Raw genomic sequence first — 1,121 nt, forward strand, 5'->3', positions numbered from 1 at the left:
TTATTCAAAATGAACACCCTCAGATTCAAACCATTGTTTTATCGTATCTTGAGCCAGAACAATCTGCCGAAATCTTATCCCAGTTTCCTGAACGAGTTCGGTTGGATCTGATGATGCGTATTGCCCACTTAGAAGAAGTTCAACCTGCAGCGCTCCATGAACTTAATGACATCATGGAGAAACAGTTTGCCGGTCAGTCTGGTGCGCAAGCTGCGAAAATTGGCGGCTTGAAAGCGGCGGCTGAAATTATGAACTATCTCGATAACAGTATGGAAGGTATCTTGATGGATCAAATTCGTGAGCATGACGAAGATACTGCCGTTCAGATTCAAGACCTGATGTTTGTGTTTGATAATTTGATTGAAATGGATGATCGCAGTATTCAGATTTTGCTGCGTGATGTACCTCAAGAGCATCTGCAATGTGCACTGAAAGGTGCAGACGATCCACTGCGTGATAAGATTTTTGCCAATATGTCAAAACGTGCTGGTGAAATGCTGCGTGAAGATCTTGAAGCAATGGGGCCAATTCGTGTATCCGATGTAGAAGCGTCACAAAAAGAGATTCTAGCAATTGCTCGTCGTTTGGCTGATACCGGGGAGATTATGCTAAATGGCGGTGGCTCCGAAGAATATTTATAACAGGGTAACCCATGGATAATGATCGTCGTCGCGGCTTTGTTCGCATAAATTCAGACCAAGCTGAAGTGTTAGAACGTTGGTGTTTTCCCGATTACAGCGATGAGTTGCCACATCAACATGACAACGCACTAAATTATGAGCTTCAGCGGCAAGTACCAGAACCCGAGCCTCATCATGCGCCAGAGGAAGATTCGCCGCCACCATTAACGGCGGCAGATCTCGATGAAATCCATCAATCTGCTTACGATGATGGATTTGCTGAGGGGCGAAAAGCAGGTTATGACGAAGGATTTAGTCAAGGACAGCAAGATGGGCAGCAGTTAGGTCAGCAGCAAGGTGTTGAACAAGGTCTCGCTCAGGGTTTAGAGCAAGCGCAAACGCACATTGCGGCCCAAGTGGATGCGTTAGCTTTAGTGATGGATAATCTCGCTACGCCTATTGCGGTTATGAACGAAGAAGTTCGAGCTCAAGTCTTGCAAT

Annotated in this window: 1 protein-coding gene and 1 pseudogene; both read left to right on the plus strand. The window is 45.8% G+C overall.

Going from position 1 to position 1,121, the window contains the following annotated elements:
* On the plus strand, nt 1–641 hold a 641-nt coding region (gene fliG, locus I3255_RS14625), incomplete at its 5' end, for a flagellar motor switch protein FliG (protein ID WP_238039478.1).
* A gap of 11 nt (nt 642–652) precedes the next feature.
* Nucleotides 653–1,121 (plus strand): annotated as a pseudogene (locus tag I3255_RS14630) (hypothetical protein); the annotation flags it as partial.

Origin of the sequence: Psychrobacter sp. Ps6, assembly GCF_022129235.1 — a bacterium.
Lineage (GTDB): Bacteria > Pseudomonadota > Gammaproteobacteria > Pseudomonadales > Moraxellaceae > Psychrobacter.